This window comes from Flagellimonas olearia, from assembly GCF_004150225.1.
In the GTDB taxonomy this organism is placed as follows: domain Bacteria; phylum Bacteroidota; class Bacteroidia; order Flavobacteriales; family Flavobacteriaceae; genus Flagellimonas; species Flagellimonas olearia.
Genome location: NZ_ML142908.1, coordinates 498,075 through 515,746, shown reverse-complemented (window position 1 = coordinate 515,746; position 17,672 = coordinate 498,075). Strand labels below are relative to the sequence as shown.

Sequence of the window (17,672 nt, the reverse complement as noted above, 5' to 3'; positions counted from 1 at the left end):
TTTAAGAAAATTAGTGAAAATTTAAATAAGAGAAGACGGTTTTTAAAACATCAAGGATTTTCTTAAAAAAGGAAATGTCTTTTTAAAGTCTATGAAACAGGGGTTTTCATTTTTCCAAAAAAGAAGTTTAACCTCTTTTTCACACGGTCTTTTTCTTTTGCCCAGATCTTTTCCCGAACTTTAATTCTCAAAAAATCAATATGGACTTAGAAGGAAAAGTGGCCTACATCACGGGAGGCACCAAAGGAATAGGATACGGCATTGCCGAAAGTTTGTTGGAACAGGGCATGAAGGTGGCCGTTAGTGGTAGAAGCCAAGAAGGGGTGGATTGGGCCGTAAAGAACCTAGGCGACGGCGGACGTGTGCTGGGTCTGGTCTCCGATGTCTCCAAATTGGAGGACGAGAAACAGGCCGTGGATCAAATTCTGGCCGCTTGGGGACGATTGGATGTGGTCATGGCCAATGCCGGGGTGGGAATCTTTGCCCCAATAGACCAACTTTCGGACAAGGATTGGCACCGTATGATCGACACCAATCTAAGTGGAGTGTTCCACACTTTAAAAGCTTCAGTGGAGGCCTTAAAAGAGTCCGAAGGCTATTACATGACCTTGGCCAGTTTGGCCGGGACCAACTTTTTTGCCACGGCAGCGGGCTACAATGCCACCAAATTTGGCGTAGTGGGCTTTACGCAGGCCGCCATGTTGGATTTGAGACAGTACAACATCAAGGTGACCACGATCATGCCGGGGTCGGTGGCGAGTCATTTCAACGACCATGAACCCTCGGAAAAGGACGCTTGGAAGATCCAACCGGAAGATATTGGGAAATTGGTGGTAGATCTACTCACCATGCATCCACGAACACTGCCCAGCAAGATAGAGGTGCGGCCCACCCGCCCCGATCTGAAGTAATTAGACGGGCTTTTCGGTCAGCGGGGTCTGTGTGGAGCAGATTTCCTTGATGAGTTGTTCCAGATAGCTTGTAAATGTTTCCAGTACCTTGGCATCGATCAAGGGGTTTTTGTCCTCGGTAAAGGGGAAAAATCCCTGTCCCAGGTTTTTAAAGGAATAGATGCCTGCGTGCAGGGGCTGTTCCCCGTGTTTTTTGGTGTACAGCAGGGCGTAGCACAGCAATTGGAATGCCTTGCTCTTGTCGTAATTGGTGATGAGTTCCTCCCAATCCGTAATCTTTACGTTTTTGGGTTCCACCTTTCCGGTCTTGTAATCCACCACCCGGGTAATGCCGTCTATTTGGTCCACGCGATCCAAGGTGCCCTTCAATTTTATGGGGAAGTCCAGACCGGGAATGTCCAGTTGGCACTCGTATCGTTCTTCAAGGGCTAGGAGCTTTACCTCATGCCGCTGGAGCTGTTGCAGTTCCAAACCGATGAAGTTTTCCAGATATTTTACGATGACGTTGTAGACTAGAAGATATTTTCCTTTGGAAACATCGACCCCTGATAGGTTTTTATTGAAATGTTGCTGCACCGTTTGGGCAATCTGAGGTTTTACTGTGGATACGTTCTCCTTGGTGAGCACTTGCCCCAATAAAGGTTGGTAGAGGTCCTCCAGACTGTCGTGCACAATGGTCCCGAAGGTGTTGGCGGCGATGTTCTCCTCCACTTCCTCCACATCGTTGATCTTTAAAATATTACGGGTGTAAAAGTCGATGGGATTTCTAATGTAATTGGTCAGGGAGGTGGGGGAAAAACCGTTTTCGGCAAAAGCCACGATATCCCTGCGGAGTTGTTCGCCCTTGGTGATCTGCAAGAGGGTTTCTGCCGTGATCTGGGTCTGTGGCGTGCTGATGGTATGGGTCACGAAAGGGGCCACGTCCTTGTCGGTGAGCAATTGCGAGACCAGTCTACTTTTTTCTCCACCCTCCAAGACGTCGGGTTCGGTGTTGTAGATGACGAACACGTTTTTGGCGCGTTGGATGAGTCGGTAGAAGTGGTAGGTGTAAATGGCGTCTTTTTCCTTGTAGGTAGGAAGGCCGTAGTCGCGTTTTACATCGAAGGGAACAAAGGAATTGTTGGATTTCCCGGAAGGTAGGATTCCCTCATTGACCGAGGTAATGATGACGGTTTCATAATCCAGGTTTCGACTTTCCAGCATCCCCATGATCTGCAGGCCTGTCAACGGTTCGCCCACAAAATCCAGGTTTTCCATGTTGGCCAACTGTCTGAACAGACTTTTTATGGACCGGAGTTCCTTAATATGACCCAATTTGTCCAAGTGCTGCTTCAATTGGTTGAAGAGCGTGTAAAAGCGGTATAGTTGCTCCAGTTCCAGCGCATTTTCCTCTTTTTGGAACAGCGCTTTTAAGCGCAGGGTGAGCAAAAGACAGTAATCTACCCACTGGGATGGGGAAATGCTCGTGCCGGGGAAAATAATCTTTAGGATTTTGGATGTATCGGAGTAGTTGGATAAGGTGGTTGAATCCAAGTACAGCCAATTGTTCTGTTTGATGTCGTTGGAGATTACCTTAGCAAAATCCAATGGTTGGTCTTTGGCCAATACTGAAGTGTAGGGGTTGGAGAGGAATTCCAAAACATTTTTATAGAGCCATCCCCGTTCCGAAGCGGTGCTACTTAGGTCCAAAAAACTCAGGTAAAAGGAGTGGAGCACGGTTTTGTCCAGCGGTAGGCCCATGGTAATGTTGGTGCTTTCAATAGAGGCAGGCACGGCCTTGAGCATGGGTGTGAGCAAAGTCTCATCGGCCAGTACCACGGCGGTCTTTGCGAGATCGATTTCCTTGCTATCGTTTAAATTCTGCAACAACTGTCCCACATATTTGGTCTGTGAGATACTTTTTGGAACCCCGGTTATTTCGATTCTTTTGGTAGCGAGGAAATGATCCTGTGCTTCTATGGTGCCTTTATTCTTGTAATAGGGCCACTCCCGTTGGTATTTTCTGATGAAAAGTCCGGCATCATGGATAGGGTCGTTCAAGAAATGGGTGTCAATATCCCAAAAAATGAGTCCGTTTCCTTGCTCCAAAAAATATTGGACAATGGTGGATTCTCCATTGTTCAGGGCGTTGAAGCCCACAAAAACGATTGGATGGTTCTTGGTTTGGTTCCCATAGGCCTCCAGATGGTCAACGGCAATTCTGGACATGAGTCCTTGGTAGCCTCGTTTCTGTTCCAACAAGGTTTTGGTAAAGCCATTATAAAGAGACTCCAAATTATTCCACAGTTGTAGATAGTTTTTAACGAGCTCGGTTTTCTCTTTTTGTAGGGACCAGTGGTTGAGCTCCTTGATGGCGGACAGACAGTTGAGGATATCCTTGGGTGGAATTAGGTACCCATCTATTTCATCAAAATCCTGTAAGAGCACTTGTCCCCATTTCATAAAGGTGGGAAAGTCATCATGTTCTTCCAGGTTGGACTTTTGGTAAACTTCAAAGAGAGTCAGGAGTAGCTCTAGGTTTGGAGCCTTGTCCATTCCGGAAATGTCCGCGATAAAATCCTGAATGGAAAAAATCTTTGGGGCGAAGGTGTTTTGCTGCAGCCTTTTGGAAATGAACTTTTTTAAAAAAGTCCCCGATCGTTTACTTGGGAGTACAAAGGTACATTGGGAAGGATTGATTTCCTTCTCTTGCAAACGGTCCAATACGTGTTCCAGAAAACTTTGATACATGGACTAAAAATAAAAAAGGCTCCCGAATTATCGAGAGCCTTTTCGAAAAGAAAACTGAGTTTCTATTTCATTATTTTACCAAGTTGATCTCAACTCGTCTGTTTTGTGCTCTACCAGCTCTTGTGTTGTTAGTGGCGATAGGCTTAGCCTCACCGTAACCGATAGCAGTCAATCTAGAAGAAGAGATTCCTTTGTCGATCAAGAAGTCACGAACAGAGTTAGCTCTTTTCTCAGAAAGCTCTTGGTTCAATTTCTCGCTACCTACGCTGTCAGTGTGACCTTCAACAGTAAACTTAGCGTTAGGATACTCGTTCAAGATTTGGATGATGTCAACCATTACAGAAGTAGACTCTGCTTTGATGGAAGATTTACCAGTATCGAACAAGATAGTTCTAGCGTAGTCGTTCAATTGCTTCTGAACTTCTTCAGTTACTTCTGGACAACCGTTGTTAGCTACAGTACCAGCGATTTCAGGACATTGATCGTCTTTGTCAAGTACACCGTCACCGTCAGTATCAGGCCATGGGCATCCTTTGTTGGCAGCAGGACCAGCTTCGTTAGGACAAGCATCATCTTTGTCGGCAATACCGTCACCATCAGCATCAGGACATCCAGCTAGAGCAGGAAGACCAGGAGTGCTGGGACAAGCATCGTCTTTATCGGCAACACCGTCACCGTCAGAATCAGGACATCCGTTCATTTCTTTGGAACCAGCTTCGTTAGGACAAGCATCTTTGGAATCTTCGATACCGTCACCGTCAGAATCAGGACAACCGTTGAAAGCTTCCAAACCAGCTACTTCTGGACAAGCATCGTCTTTGTCATAGATACCATCACCGTCAGTGTCAGTACCACCAAATTTGATGCTAAGACCTGCCATGTGTTGGAAGTGCTTTACCAAGTAATCTTCGAAAGCGTGCTTGTATTGCGTCTGCAAAGTAAGACCGATGTTCTCAGAGAACCAGATGTTAAGACCAATACCACCGTTAACAGTACCGGCACCGATTTCATCAACCCAAGTATAACCACCACCAATCTCAGCAAAAGGATCGATTGTAGTATTTTTTAGGAAGTTGTACTTAATGGTACCGTCCACAGCGTAGTGAGAAAGGTCATCAACAGATACATCACCGATTTTCTCGATTCTGTTCAAGGAACCACGTGCACCAATAGAGAAACCATCACCGATGTACTTGGATACTCCTACATAGGAAACGGAAGGCAAAATGTTCCAGTGGTCTGAAACGTTAAAGTACTGATCAAACAAAGTAGTACTTGAGAATGGGTTATTTTCGTCATTGGTTGGATAAGCGTCGATAGCATTTACTCCAAAGCTGATCTGCCATGGATTATTCTCGTCTTGCGCTTGTATGTTGTTAATCCCTACAAACACAAGGGCAACAACCAATAATTTGCTAAGATGTTTCATGCTCAAAATTTTTAAGTTTAAGTGTTTATCAGCTGCAAATGTAAGTTGTTAAGAACTATTAACAAAATCAATTTTTCTTTTTTTTTAACGCATTACATGGAACTTTTTGTACCGTTAAACGATTTTTAAAGCCTTGCCAACCTTGATGAATGCGTTTATGGCACTATCCAAATGATGCTTTTCATGGGCTGCGGAAAGCTGCACCCTGATCCTTGCCTTTTCCTTGGGAACCACTGGGTAGAAAAAGCCAATCACATAAATACCCTCTTCTAGGAGCATATCGGCCATTTTTTGGGAAAGTTTGGCGTCGTATAGCATAACGGGCACAATGGCTGAATCTCCATCTATGATATCAAAGCCTGCTGCTTTCATTCCTTTTTTGAAATATTCCGTATTGTCTTGAAGCTTGTCCCTAAGGGATGTATCCTTGTCCAACATATCAAAAACCTTGATGGACGCCCCTACTATGGCAGGTGCCAAAGAGTTGGAGAACAAATAAGGTCTAGAGCGTTGGCGCAACATTTCAATGATTTCTTTCTTTCCGGTGGTGTAGCCGCCCATGGCCCCACCAAGCGCCTTGCCCAAGGTTCCAGTAATGATATCGATACGGTCCATGACCCCTTTTTCCTCCAAGGTTCCCCTGCCTGTTTCCCCAATGAAACCGGCCGCATGGCACTCATCTATCATCACCATGGCATCGTACTTATCGGCCAAATCACATATGTTGTCCAAAGGCGCCAAAAGGCCATCCATGGAAAAAACCCCGTCTGTGACAATGATCTTGAATCGGGCACCATCCTCGATGCTTTGCTTTAATTGTTGCTCCAGGTCTGCCATATCACTATTGGCATAGCGGTACCGTTTGGCTTTGCAAAGACGTACACCGTCTATAATGGAAGCATGGTTGAGGGAATCGGATATGATGGCATCCTCTGCGGTGAGCAAAGGTTCAAACACCCCTCCATTGGCATCAAACGCAGCGGCATATAATATGGTGTCCTCCGTGCCATAAAAATCTGCGATTTTTTGTTCCAACTCCTTATGAATGTCCTGAGTGCCGCAGATGAACCGTACGGACGACATTCCAAATCCATGGGTGTCCATGGCATCCTTTGCGGCTTGGATCACATCGGGGTGGGAAGAAAGGCCCAAATAATTGTTGGCGCAAAAGTTTATGACCTCCTGCCCTGTGGAAATTTTAATGACAGCTCCTTGGGCCGAAGTGATAATACGTTCCTTTTTAAACAGCCCAGCTTCTTTTATGGTTTCCAGTTCTTGGGCCAAGTGTTCTTTTATGTTTCCGTACATGACTGTATGATTAAATGTAAATGGGGTTTATTTTTTGATCAATATAAACAATAATCGTATGTTCAATTTTGTAGCCCATTGCGTTAAGGGCATCTGCATATTGGATGATCTGTTCTTTGTGTGACGGTGAAGGCTTCCCTGTCTTGTAATCAAGGACCGTTGCGCTACCATTCGAAACAACAATACGATCCGGTCGTAGAGACCAACCATTCGTGGTCAGGACTTCCTGTTCGTTCAAAATTTCAAATGCGTTGGAAAAGTAAGTCTTTAGATCGGGATGCGTTACTACATCCATCAATTTTTGTTGAATTTCCCCAGATGCGTCTTTTTGAAAGTGTCCCGCCAATCGAAGCTTCTCCACCACTTGGGGAATGTCTTCGGCAGTATGTATCTGGCTTAATGCATAATGGATAAGATTTCCCATTTCAATGGCCTCTAAACGCCCATCGTCGTCCCATAAACGACCCGAAGTGGTTGAGATCACAAAGCCTTGATCATTCTTGGGCCGTGTAACATAGGCAATGGGGGCTTCGGTTTTTGGTGGTATGGCAGCACTGTCGTTCTCGGGGAAGGTACCAAACGTATACTGCCCCGTTTCATTCTTTGGAATACCCTGATCATGAAGATACCATTGGAAAAGGTCCGCATAGGTAGAAACGCTTTCCAAGGAACCCAGTTCCTTTCCAGCTTCAGTGAAAACATATAAACCTTTCACGGGCCTGGTAAGGGCTACGTACAGAACGTTCATGGCATCCAAAATGGACTTTTGTTCCTCATCCGAATAAATTTGTGCCGATTCCTCATTGTATTCCAGCATGTCCTTGTTGGTGTTGATGAGAAATTCGTTCAACCCAAGTTCCATTTCAGAGGCGGTCGCTGGGACCCAAGACTTCTTACCCATCTTGTTCAGTTTAGCATTGGCAAAGGGAAAGATTACAAAGGGGAACTCCAGCCCCTTGGCTTTGTGGATGGTCATGATCCGTACGGCGTTCACATTGTCCGGAGCGGCAATGGACAGGGAATTCTTTTTCTGCTCCCAGTACTGCAAAAAGGAATGGATACTAGACCCCATTCGTTTCTCAACCAACAAGGCCTCATCCATTAAAAAGGTAAGGTAAGCGGTGGAATCATGGGCGAGCTCAAACTGTACAATGGCATTTTCCAGGATGGTAAATACGGATTCTCCCCGTAATCCTTCCATATCAAAACCATAGTGGTCCAACAGATAGGTTATTGCGCAGTCCAGATGCTTTGCGATGATCTCATGTTTGTCCGTTTCATCCTTTGCCAAAAACAGCAATGCCATATAAGCCGCTTCCCGGTCCTGGGGATTTTGCATCATCCGCAACAGGGCCATTAGGAAAGTGACCTTGTTGTTGTTGTTGAGCAGTAGGGCATCTGAAGAGATGATGGGCACGTGGTTCTGGGTCAGAAAATCGGCCAACAGCATTCCGTTTTTGTTGTCGCGCACCAAGATGCAGATATCCGAATAGGGATATCCTTCGGAAATTAGGTGTTGGATGGTCTCAAAGGTCTTGGCGCAGTAGGCCTCTTCTCTATTTTCAATGCCGTTTTCCAAAAACGACAGCTGTACAAAACCGCCTGGTCGGTTATTGGTTTTTTGATGGCTGTCCTGCAAAAAGAGATTTCTGTACGCATCGTTTTGGAGGACCGGGGCCACAGTGGTAAAAAAACGATTGTTGAACTGGACAATTTCGTCACAGCTCCGCCAGTTGGTGTCCAACGAATGGATACTGGGTTCTACCACAAAGGGTTTTGCTGTGCCATTCAAAAGATCCAAAAATTGTTCGGCCCGTCCGCCCCGCCAACGGTAAATGGCCTGTTTAACATCGCCCACCAAGAAAAGGGAGCCTCGCTGGTTTTTTTCGTCTTCACTTTCCAAGGCATTGCCAATGAGGGGAACCAGATTCTCCCACTGCATCTGGGAGGTGTCCTGAAACTCATCAATAAAGTAGTGGCGGTATTTTTCACCCATCCGTTCATAGATGAAGGGAACGGGCTGATCCTTGATTTCCTTGGACAGAATGGCATTGAGGGATGAAATGGGGATGATGTCCCGGTCCAGCTCAATATTTCTGATTTCCTTGGCAATCTCGTTGAGCAAGGTCAAGGGAACCATGTTGCCATAAATGTTCTTGAGATAAGCCCTGTGATAGGTCTGTTGTTTGAGGGTCAAAAAAGTGTTGAGAAGCGTCATGGACAGTTCCGAAACATCCCTTTTGTCGCTGGCTTTTAAAATCTTTCCCTCAACCAGATTGGGTTCCAGAGTTTTGCTCGTATAGATTTTTTTTGGGTCGAATTCCCCTCCCACCATTTTTTTAAAATGGTTGGGCAAGGTCTGTCTGGGGAAATCTGAAGCATCAAAACCTTGGCGGTCTATTTCTTGAAGTGCTTTTTCGGCCAACTCAACAATTTTGGCCTCCATAAGAGCCACGCATTCTGCAAGCTTTTTTTGAATTTCCTTGAAATCACCAATGGATTTGGAACGCAATGGATCCACATGTATGGCATGGTTTTCTTGGAAGAGTAGTTTCCCAATTTCCAAAAGATCGTAGGCAATGTTCCAACTTTTGTCGTCATCAATTTTTTCAAGGGAAAAGGCAATGAGCACTTCGGTGAGTTCTTCATCGCTGCCGGCGCGTTCCAACAAACGACCCACGGCTTCTTCCAAGAGTAGTTCAATATCCAGCTCCACCTCAAAATTTTGGGACAGGTGCAGATCGCGCGCAAAGGTCTTTATGATCTTATGGTTGAACTTGTCAATGGTGGAAATCTCAAAAAAGGAATAGTTGTGCAGGATTCGCTTTAGTGCCCTTTGTGAGCGTTGCCGTAATTCCATTTCGCTTAATGCCAGTTCTTGGCATAGAGTATGGAAAAGGGATTGCTGTTTTTTCGGGATGGTTTCCTGACCAAAGGCGAACAGGTTGTCCAAGATTCGGGTCTTCATTTCATCCACAGCCTTATTGGTAAAGGTAATGGCCAAAATCTGCCTGAACTTGGCAGGGGAATCGTTGGCCAACAAGAGCTTCAAGTATTCCTTGGTCAGGGCATAGGTCTTGCCCGAACCTGCCGAAGCACTATATATTTTAAAGTTGGTGTCGCCCAAGAAAACTTTTATTGCAAAATACGGATTATCGATCTGAACTTAACATGGTTTTAAATGAATATGTTTGTTAAAACCCTTATTTTTACATGAATTAAGTACTAACACAAAAACAAAGAATTATGGCTTTTGAATTACCAAAATTACCGTATGCATACGATGCATTGGAACCCCATATAGATGCTAGGACCATGGAGATCCACCATACCAAGCACCACAACGGCTACACCAACAATTTGAACAACGCCATTGCGGGAACAGATTTGGAAGGCAAGGGAATCGAGGACATCCTTACCAATTTGGATATGAACAACGGTGCGGTACGGAACAACGGAGGAGGATTTTACAACCACTCCCTTTTCTGGGAAGTAATGTCTCCCAATGGTGGTGGCGCCCCTAGTGGCGATTTGGCTGCTGCCATCGATGCTGCTTTTGGATCGTTTGATGGGTTTAAGGAAAAGTTTGCTGCTGCAGCGGCAACCCGCTTTGGATCTGGATGGGCTTGGTTGTGTGTGCACAAAGGTGGGAAACTGGAAGTATGCTCCACCCCTAACCAGGACAACCCCATTATGCCCGGAACAGGTTGTGACGGACAGCCCATTTTAGGATTGGATGTATGGGAGCATGCCTACTACTTGAACTACCAAAACAGAAGGCCCGATTATATCTCGGCATTCTTTAATGTGATCAATTGGGACAAAGTATCCAAAAATTACGAAGCGGGAAAATAAGACCGCATTCATAATATATATGGGAAAGCCGCGCATTTTGTGCGGTTTTTTTATTGAATGAACTTTGATGAACAGTGTAAATAGAAAACGGCAGGAAAGCTCCTGCCGTTTTCGTCCCAAATCTTACCATAAACTTAACCTACTTATGCTATGGCGAGACTAAAATACTGGTATTGTGTAAAATAACAAAGGGTTTTGGCTAAATTTTTGTTTTTATCGGAAAAAAGAAAATGTGCAGTTCGTCGATAAAATGGATAAATCCTTGGTTGTCAAACATAAAGAAGGCGGAGCATGCTCCGCCTTCTTTCCCCAAATCTTACCATGAACTTAACCTACTTATGCTATGGTCCTCCAAATGTACGCCAAGGGGTCTTTTGGTCAACAAGCTTTTAGATGAAACCCACTTTAATTGGTTAAAGTGTACAACAGGGGTGCTGGATTGATAAATGTCAAGAAATTAAGGTGGATTTTTTCTGATTTGGGATAGATGGAAAATAAAAAAGGTGGAATGATTTCCACCTTTTTTGCCCCAAATCTTACCATGAACTTAACCTACTTATGCTATGGCAACACTAAAGTAGGTTTGCAGCTTGCCTATCGTATAAAAACCCGCTAATCTACTCATTTCATCGATGAAATGCATAGCTAGGTAGGGCTTCCAAACCAATAGGTCAATAGGCACGTTCGTTTTTCCCTTCGTAGAAATTGATAAAGGCCCTGTTCACTACCCTGTTTCCTCCTGGAGTGGGGTAATCCCCGGTAAAATACCAATCACCCAAATTCTTGGGACAGGCCTCATGTAAGTTTTCCACGGTTTGGTAAATAATGTCCACTTCTGCCTTTATACCCTCTGGACTGAGGATTTCGGCAATCTTTTTCGAAACCTGCTCATTGGTGAAGGGCGCATAAAATTCCTTGACGTAGTTGACCACATCCTTGTCCTTGTTCTTGGTCTGGGTCAAGCACTTTTCATAAATTTCTTTCACCTTGTCCATGGTGCCATGGTCTTGATGCAGGGCCAAGGCAGCTTTAAAGGCCACAAAATCCTCCAATTTGGCCATGTCAATACCATAACAATCCGGATAACGTATCTGCGGTGCGGAGGAGACCACAATGATTTTTTTGGGAGAAAGTCGGTCCAAGATTTTTAGGATACTGCGCTTTAAGGTAGTTCCCCTAACGATACTATCGTCTATGATGACCAGGTTGTCATTTATCTTGACCGAGCCATAGGAAATATCATAAACGTGGGCCACAAGATCATCCCGGCTACTGTCTTGGGTGATAAAGGTCCGTAGCTTGGCATCCTTGATGGCCACTTTTTCAATACGTGGACGCACATCCAAAATTTCATGAAGTTCCTCTCCTGTTATATTGGGGCCCAAAGCAAGGATTTGTTGTTCTTTTTTCTTGTTGAGGTAGCTCTGCGCTTCCTTTACCATTCCAAAGAAAGAGGTCTCGGCTGTATTGGGAATATAAGAAAAGACCGTGTTGGTCAGATCATCATCAATGGATTTAAGGATTTGTGGAAATACGAGTTTCCCCAACATCTTTCGTTCTTGATAAATTTCCTTGTCGCTTCCTCTTGAAAAATAGATGCGTTCAAAAGAGCAGGCCTTACGTTCGGTGGGTTCCAAGATTTCTTTGAGATCAACCGTGCCTCCTTTTTTTACAATGATGGCATGTCCGGGATTTAACTCGTGCACATCATCATAGGATACGTTGAAAACGGTTTGGATCACTGGACGTTCCGAGGCCACTACAACAATCTCATCGTCCTTGTAGTAGTAGGCAGGGCGTATACCTGCGGGATCACGCACCACAAAGGCATCCCCATGGCCCAATAATCCGCCCATGGTATATCCCCCATCCCAGTTTTTGGATGCTTTTCGCAATATTTTGGCCACGTTCAATCGCTCTGCGATCAATGGGGAAGCTTCCCGTTTGCTATACCCTTCTTTTTTGATCTGTTTGTAGAGCTTGGCCACGGCATCATCCAAAAAGTGACCGATTTTTTCCATTACGGTGACCGTATCCGCCATTTCCTTGGGATGCTGCCCCAATTCCACCAAGTTGCCAAAGAGTTCGTCAACATTGGTCAGGTTAAAGTTCCCGGCCACAATAAGGTTTCGGTGCATCCAGTTGTTCTGCCGCAAAAAGGGATGTACACTCTCTATGCTATTTTTCCCAAAAGTGCCATAGCGTACGTGCCCCATAAGCAACTCACCAATGTAGGGGATATGCTGTTTTTGAAGCTGTACGTCATTTTCGTATTCAGGATGTTCAGCGAAGGCGGTATTGATACGGGAATTGATCTGCTCAAAGATATCCTGTATGGGCTGCTGTTGCGCGGATCGTACCCGACTCATGTAGCGTTCCCCAGCTTTCATGTCCAGCTTTATGCTCGCAAAACCGGCGCCATCCTGCCCCCGGTTGTGCTGCTTCTCCATCATTAAGTACATTTTGTTTACTCCGTAAAAGGCTGTACCGTACTTTTCCTTGTAGTACTCCAGAGGTTTAAGCAAGCGGATCAGTGATATTCCGCATTCGTGCTTAATGGCATCACTCATAATAAACCAAATAAAAAGCCCCGAAAAACTTTCAGGGCGGGTATTTATGTTAATTCAATATTGAACTGTGTCAATTCCTTAAACTGCATCAACCGGGCATCTACCTCATGTTTCTCCAGTTTTGCCATCCGTTCCGTTCCAAAACGCTCCACACAAAACGAAGCCAGATTGGATCCTTGGATGATGGCGTTCTTCATGTTTTCAAAAGAGATGTTCCCGGTTTGGGCCAAATATCCTGAAAAACCACCTGCAAAGGTATCCCCGGCCCCGGTGGGGTCAAAAACTTCCTCCAAAGGTAATGCGGGGGCAAAGAAAATATCTTCCTTATGAAACAACAGTGCGCCGTGCTCCCCTTTTTTGATAACCACATATTTAGGTCCCATTTCCTGAATCTTGGCAGCAGCCTTTACCAATGAATACTCATTGGTCATCTGTCTTGCCTCTTCATCATTTATGGTGATCACATCAATTTGTGAAACAACTTCCATCAACTCATCCCAAGTGTTGTCCATCCAAAAATTCATGGTGTCCAGAACTATAAGTTTTGGTCGTTCTTGCATCTGATTAATTACACTCAATTGGGTGCTGGGGTGTAAATTACCCAACATGACCACATCGGCATTCTTGAAATTTTCGGGAACAACTGGGCTGAAGGTGCCTAAGGTGTTGAGTTCAGTGACCAAGGTATCCCTTGAATTGAGGTCGTTGTGGTATCGGCCCTCCCAGTAAAAGGTCTTGCCTCCCTGTACCACCTCTATGGCTGAAATATCGATGTCACGATCCTTGAGCAAATCCAGATAGGTTTGAGGGAAATCGTCCCCAACCACCGAAACTATGGCAGCGTCCACGTTGAACTGTGATGCGGCCAATCCAATAAAAGGTGCGGCGCCTCCCAAAATCCTGCCCGTTTTTCCAAACGGGGTCTCAATAGCATCAAAGGCCACACTTCCAACAATCAGTAATTTGCCCATCCAGTGAATTTTGGTGCAAATATACGGTATAGCAATTCCATTTTAAACTATGGTAAGCGCAATTTTAAAAAATGGGGGATTTGATGTTTTTTGAACCTATTTCCTGCCAAAATCCGCTGGGATTTCACCCCAAGCCTTGGTTTCCCATTTTACGATGGGCGTGGCGTAACGGTTTTTTTTGAGCCAATCCTCTGCCCGCTCAATAAGTTCAAAAAGAATGGCGTTTTTTGGACCTTTTTTGAGTTTGGTGCCGCATTTCTTTTTTCGTACCCAACCTATGGCAATGCGGGAATCGGAATACAGGATTCGGTCACTGTTTTGTTTTTTAAGGAAAGCAAGTCCATGCACGAGGGCCAAAAACTCTCCCACATTGCTGGTACCTTCCGCAAAGGGACCTTGGTGGAACAATACCCTTTTGCTTTTGGTGTCCACTCCGCGGTATTCCATTTTTCCCGGATTTCCGCTGGAAGCGGCGTCCACGGCAATGGAGTTGTAGTTGGGGTCCCCGATTTTTAAAAGCTCTTCCGGCGAAAGTTCCGACTTCCCTTTGGATGTGCCCTTGTACTCCAAATAGTTCCCGTTAAAGGCCTTTTTTGCCTCGGCAAAGGTTGCGAACGATTTGTATTGGGCGCCCTTAAAACCTTCAATTTGGGCTTTGCAATCGTCCCAAGATTCAAAAATGCCCGGACGCTTTCCTTTCCAGACCACATAAAACTTTGCCTTCTTCGCCATTACAAAAGGAGTTTTTCAATCACCTTTGGAAAGTGTTCGTACTCCAATTGGTGCACTTTTTGGGCAATGGTTGCTGTGTCATCCTCTTTGGATATGGAGGTTTTTGCCTGAAAAATAATGGCGCCCTCATCGTAATGTTCGTTCACATAATGGATGGTGATGCCCGTTTCAGGATCCAGATTGTCTTTGACGGCCTGGTGTACTTTTTCGCCATACATGCCTTTTCCACCATATTTGGGCAACAAGGCTGGGTGTATGTTGATGATTTTATTAGGGAAGGCATCAATGATATTTGAAGGAATTTTCCATAAAAATCCCGCAAGAACAATTAAATCGACCTCCAGCCCCTTAATAAATTGGACCACGGTATCGGAATTTGTGAAGGCGGCCCTGTTAAAGTAGAATCCGGGGATGTTCAACCTGTCACATCGCTCCAATACTTTGGCCGTATGCTTATTGGTCAGCACCGCTGAAACCTCCACATTGGGGCTTTCCTTGAAGTAATTGATGATATTTTCTGCATTTGACCCACTGCCCGAGGCCAGGATAACTATTCGTTTCATCCAGTAAGGAATGGAAGGGATTTTCGATTAACTTTACAGGGCTAAAGTAATGTACTGAAGCTAAAGATGTTTAATTTAGGGCACATTTTATCGACAAATGGTGTATTTAATCCAAAGTTTTTTATTTTTGCCAACGATTAAATTTTTAAAACCACTATAATTATGTCAGACATTGCATCAAGAGTAAAGGCTATCATCGTTGATAAACTGGGTGTTGATGAGAATGAAGTTGTAGCAGAAGCTAGCTTTACCAACGATTTAGGAGCGGATTCCTTGGACACTGTTGAGCTTATCATGGAGTTTGAGAAAGAATTTGACATCCAAATTCCTGATGATCAAGCAGAAAACATTGCAACTGTTGGTCAAGCCATTAGCTACATAGAAGAAGCGAAGTAATTACATGATATATTACTAGAGAGTATAAATTATCCATGTGGTGTTTGATCGCATGGATAATTTTTTTATAATTTAGGTTTCAAAGGGTAAAAAATAGTTCAATGCAGTTAAAGCGAGTAGTGGTTACGGGAATGGGAGCGTTGACCCCCATTGGTAACAATTTGGGAGCTTATTGGGAAGGACTACGGACCGGTAAGAGCGGTTCTGCCCCCATAACATATTTCGATACGGAGAAGTTCAAGACCAACTTCGCCTGTGAGCTCAAAGGGTACGATCCAGGAGATTTCTTTGATAGAAAGGAAGCCCGAAAACTGGATAGGTTTGCCCAATATGCCCTTGTCTCATCCGATGAGGCCATCGCTGATTCAGGGATAGATTTGGACAATGTGGACAAATTTAGGGTCGGTGTTGTTTGGGGTGCTGGGATCGGTGGCTTGGAAACCTTCCAAAACGAAGTGATTGGCTATGCCAATGGCGATGGAACCCCAAGGTTCAATCCGTTCTTTATTCCAAAGATGATTGCGGACATTGCTCCGGGCAATATCTCTATAAAGCATGGGTTCATGGGTCCCAACTATACTACGGTATCTGCATGTGCCTCTTCGGCCAATGCCATGATCGATGCGCTGAACTATATTCGTTTGGGACATTGTGATGTCATTGTTACTGGAGGAAGTGAAGCTGCGGTGACCATTGCCGGTATGGGAGGGTTCAATGCCATGCACGCCCTATCCACAAGAAACGATAGTCCTGAGACTGCTTCCAGACCATTTGATGCCACTCGTGACGGATTTGTACTCGGCGAAGGTGCTGGTGCTCTTATTTTGGAGGAGTACGAGCATGCCAAGGCCAGAGGTGCTAAAATCTATGCAGAGGTATTGGGTGGCGGACTTTCCAGTGATGCCTACCACATGACTGCACCACATCCTGAGGGGATCGGAGTGGTCAAGGTTATGGAGAACTGTTTGCAGAATGCCGGCCTGAAACCGGAAGATGTGGATGCCATAAATACCCACGGAACCTCTACACCTTTGGGTGATGTGGCCGAGTTAAAGGCCATATCCAAAGTGTTTGGGGACCATGCACCAAAGATCAACATCAACTCCACCAAGTCCATGACCGGACACCTGCTGGGAGCTGCTGGAGCCATTGAGGCCATTGCCTCCATTTTGGCCATGGAACACAGTTTGGTTCCTCCAACCATCAACCATAGTGTGGTAGATGATCAAATAGATCCTTCGTTGAACCTTACCTTGAACAAGGCTCAAGAACGTGAGGTTAAAGTGGCCATGAGCAACACCTTCGGGTTTGGAGGTCACAACGCATGTGTTTTGTTTAAAAAATTAGGGTAGTTTCAAGATGAAATTCACCTCCAAAATATTCAATTCCCATCCAGATACGGATGGGGATTTTTTTTTGGGGATCAAAAAAATACTAGGGTTTAAGCCTAGGGACATTGAGATCTACAAAAGGGCGTTCTTACATCGGTCCGTGAACAAAAAGGACCCCGATGGGAACCCCATGAATTATGAGCGGTTGGAGTTTTTGGGCGATTCCATGTTGGGAACTATCATCTCAAAGCATCTCTACAATGAAGTTCCCGAAGGGGACGAAGGTTACCTAACCAAAATGCGCTCCAAAGTAGTGAGCAGAAAACACTTGAACGAACTGGGAAAGGATTTGGAACTTTTACAGTTTGTGGAAAGCCGAATCCCAAAGTCCCATTTTGGGGAGAATATTCACGGTAATGTTTTTGAAGCACTGGTAGGGGCCATTTATCTGGACCGCGGTTACCCCTATTGCGAAAAGTTCATCAATGAGCGGGTCATAGAGCCCTATGTGGACATTGATCAGTTGGAAGGTAAAGTGATCAGCTACAAGAGTTTGGTCATAGAATGGTGCCAAAAACAAAAAAAGTCGTTCCACTACAACGTATATGAAGATACTGGGAATGATGAGTTGAAACACTTCGCCGTAAAGTTGACCATTGGCGACCGAATTTTGGCAAAGGCAAGAGCCACATCCAAAAAGAAGGCAGAAGAGAAGGCTTCCAAAAGAGCCTATTTTGCCCTTCAGAACAAAATTGAAAATCAACAAGATTAAATAAAGGTAAATTCAAACGTTTTCGTTTGGTTTCTGAACGTATTGTACCGTTTCAGCTAGGCAATCAAAGGGATTAAGAGTATATTTACATTTCGTGTTAAAGG

At 44.8% G+C, this 17,672-nt stretch carries 13 protein-coding genes; 5 read left to right on the top strand and 8 right to left on the bottom strand.

The features are described 5' to 3' along the window. The first annotated feature begins 200 nt into the window (after positions 1-200). Positions 201-911: an SDR family oxidoreductase gene (locus tag DN53_RS07580; protein ID WP_129653786.1), complete on the top strand. Its 711-nt coding sequence runs from the start codon at positions 201-203 to the stop codon at positions 909-911. Here DN53_RS07580 and DN53_RS07575 read toward each other — a convergent pair whose 3' ends face one another. The 4 genes from DN53_RS07575 to DN53_RS07560 form a co-directional block, all read right to left on the bottom strand. Beyond that, positions 912-3,641, bottom strand: a complete 2,730-nt coding sequence (locus DN53_RS07575) for a PD-(D/E)XK nuclease family protein (RefSeq protein ID WP_129653785.1) — start codon at positions 3,639-3,641, stop codon at positions 912-914. 70 nt (positions 3,642-3,711) lie between these two features. Continuing rightward, positions 3,712-5,070 carry an OmpA family protein gene (locus DN53_RS07570; RefSeq protein WP_129653784.1) on the bottom strand — a complete coding sequence of 453 codons (1,359 nt, stop codon included), beginning with the start codon at positions 5,068-5,070 and terminating at the stop codon, positions 3,712-3,714. A gap of 114 nt (positions 5,071-5,184) precedes the next feature. Further along, entirely contained in the window at positions 5,185-6,378 is a 1,194-nt protein-coding gene (gene kbl / locus DN53_RS07565; RefSeq protein ID WP_129653783.1) for a glycine C-acetyltransferase, read from the bottom strand. A 10-nt stretch (positions 6,379-6,388) separates the two neighbouring features. After that, positions 6,389-9,505, bottom strand: a complete 3,117-nt coding sequence (locus DN53_RS07560; RefSeq protein ID WP_129653782.1) for a UvrD-helicase domain-containing protein — start codon at positions 9,503-9,505, stop codon at positions 6,389-6,391. A 119-nt stretch (positions 9,506-9,624) separates the two neighbouring features. Here DN53_RS07560 and DN53_RS07555 point away from each other — a divergent pair, with 119 nt between their 5' ends. Next, on the top strand, positions 9,625-10,233 hold the full coding sequence (locus DN53_RS07555) for a superoxide dismutase (protein ID WP_129653781.1): 609 nt from the start codon (positions 9,625-9,627) through the stop codon (positions 10,231-10,233). A 671-nt stretch (positions 10,234-10,904) separates the two neighbouring features. Here the strand turns inward: DN53_RS07555 and DN53_RS07550 are convergent. The 4 genes from DN53_RS07550 to purN form a co-directional block, all read right to left on the bottom strand. Further along, positions 10,905-12,803: an amidophosphoribosyltransferase gene (locus DN53_RS07550; protein ID WP_129653780.1), complete on the bottom strand. Its 1,899-nt coding sequence runs from the start codon at positions 12,801-12,803 to the stop codon at positions 10,905-10,907. A gap of 44 nt (positions 12,804-12,847) precedes the next feature. Further along, on the bottom strand, positions 12,848-13,774 hold the full coding sequence (locus DN53_RS07545) for a PfkB family carbohydrate kinase (protein ID WP_129653779.1): 927 nt from the start codon (positions 13,772-13,774) through the stop codon (positions 12,848-12,850). A 96-nt stretch (positions 13,775-13,870) separates the two neighbouring features. Continuing rightward, positions 13,871-14,506 carry a ribonuclease H1 domain-containing protein gene (locus DN53_RS07540; protein WP_129653778.1) on the bottom strand — a complete coding sequence of 212 codons (636 nt, stop codon included), beginning with the start codon at positions 14,504-14,506 and terminating at the stop codon, positions 13,871-13,873. After that, a complete protein-coding gene (gene purN / locus DN53_RS07535; RefSeq protein ID WP_129653777.1) occupies positions 14,506-15,069 on the bottom strand; it encodes a phosphoribosylglycinamide formyltransferase in 564 nt (187 codons plus the stop codon). Before purN ends, DN53_RS07540 begins: the two co-directional genes overlap by 1 nt. Before the next feature lie 162 nt (positions 15,070-15,231). Here purN and DN53_RS07530 point away from each other — a divergent pair, with 162 nt between their 5' ends. From DN53_RS07530 to rnc, 3 genes are all read left to right on the top strand, one after another. Beyond that, positions 15,232-15,465 (top strand): acyl carrier protein, encoded by a 234-nt coding sequence (locus DN53_RS07530; RefSeq protein ID WP_009778413.1) that lies wholly within the window; start codon positions 15,232-15,234, stop codon positions 15,463-15,465. Positions 15,466-15,566: 101 nt separating this feature from the next. Then, positions 15,567-16,817: a beta-ketoacyl-ACP synthase II gene (gene fabF, locus DN53_RS07525; RefSeq protein ID WP_129653776.1), complete on the top strand. Its 1,251-nt coding sequence runs from the start codon at positions 15,567-15,569 to the stop codon at positions 16,815-16,817. Between the two features lie 7 nt (positions 16,818-16,824). Further along, positions 16,825-17,568, top strand: coding sequence for a ribonuclease III (gene rnc, locus DN53_RS07520; protein WP_129653775.1), 744 nt, complete (start codon positions 16,825-16,827; stop codon positions 17,566-17,568). The last annotated feature ends 104 nt before the right edge of the window (positions 17,569-17,672 follow it).

What these genes read in the sequence shown, in the direction of transcription:
- fabF (WP_129653776.1), top strand. Translation starts at nt 15,567, where the DNA reads ATGCAGTTAAAGCGAGTAGTGGTTACGGGAATGGGAGCGTTGACCCCC.
- DN53_RS07580 (WP_129653786.1), top strand. Translation starts at nt 201, where the DNA reads ATGGACTTAGAAGGAAAAGTGGCCTACATCACGGGAGGCACCAAAGGA.
- rnc (WP_129653775.1), top strand. Translation starts at nt 16,825, where the DNA reads ATGAAATTCACCTCCAAAATATTCAATTCCCATCCAGATACGGATGGG.
- DN53_RS07540 (WP_129653778.1), bottom strand. Translation starts at nt 14,506, where the DNA reads ATGGCGAAGAAGGCAAAGTTTTATGTGGTCTGGAAAGGAAAGCGTCCG.
- DN53_RS07550 (WP_129653780.1), bottom strand. Translation starts at nt 12,803, where the DNA reads ATGAGTGATGCCATTAAGCACGAATGCGGAATATCACTGATCCGCTTG.
- kbl (WP_129653783.1), bottom strand. Translation starts at nt 6,378, where the DNA reads ATGTACGGAAACATAAAAGAACACTTGGCCCAAGAACTGGAAACCATA.
- DN53_RS07545 (WP_129653779.1), bottom strand. Translation starts at nt 13,774, where the DNA reads ATGGGCAAATTACTGATTGTTGGAAGTGTGGCCTTTGATGCTATTGAG.
- purN (WP_129653777.1), bottom strand. Translation starts at nt 15,069, where the DNA reads ATGAAACGAATAGTTATCCTGGCCTCGGGCAGTGGGTCAAATGCAGAA.
- DN53_RS07570 (WP_129653784.1), bottom strand. Translation starts at nt 5,070, where the DNA reads ATGAAACATCTTAGCAAATTATTGGTTGTTGCCCTTGTGTTTGTAGGG.
- DN53_RS07575 (WP_129653785.1), bottom strand. Translation starts at nt 3,641, where the DNA reads ATGTATCAAAGTTTTCTGGAACACGTATTGGACCGTTTGCAAGAGAAG.
- DN53_RS07555 (WP_129653781.1), top strand. Translation starts at nt 9,625, where the DNA reads ATGGCTTTTGAATTACCAAAATTACCGTATGCATACGATGCATTGGAA.
- DN53_RS07530 (WP_009778413.1), top strand. Translation starts at nt 15,232, where the DNA reads ATGTCAGACATTGCATCAAGAGTAAAGGCTATCATCGTTGATAAACTG.